At 75.5% G+C, this 478-nt stretch carries 1 protein-coding gene; it reads right to left on the bottom strand.

The window, feature by feature from the left end:
* The coding region (locus KW828_RS21690) for a hypothetical protein (protein WP_218338300.1) at window positions 1-478 on the bottom strand (478 nt) is incomplete at both ends.

The raw sequence follows: 478 nt of genomic DNA, 5'->3' as shown, positions 1-478 counted from the left end.
CCGCGACCGCGCTCCCACACGAACACTCCTCGCGTGTAGTCGCGGCGCGACGCCACGGCCCGCGCCCACTCCTGCTCGTCACCGCCGAAGAACACCCGCCGGCCGTCGTCGGAGACCTGCGCGACGTCGACCTCGGACCCGGAGTCCGGGGTGCGGTTGACCAGGCGGGTGGCCCCGCTGCGACGGTCGGTCCACCACAGGTGCACGGGCTTGTCGGCGATCGGCGGGGACGCGATTCCGCCGTCCGAGCAGGCGCCGGTGAGGTAGCGGCCGCTGCTGCTCAGGCTGAGCCCGGTCCACCCGCAGCCGGTGTCGGTCGGCAGCCCGCCGTCCTGCGTGAGGGGCATCGACCACGAGCCGCGCAGGCCGCGACCGCGCGTGAGGACGTACACGTCCGGGTGGGTGCCGCTGTCGCGCGCGTCGAGGACCTCGGTGGTCACCACCGCCGCGGTGCCGCCGTCGGCGGACAGGCGCACGG

Origin of the sequence: Enterobacter sp. ENT03, from assembly GCF_019218745.1 — a bacterium.
Lineage (GTDB): Bacteria > Pseudomonadota > Gammaproteobacteria > Enterobacterales > Enterobacteriaceae > Enterobacter_D.
This window is presented reverse-complemented; position numbering and strand designations above follow the sequence as displayed.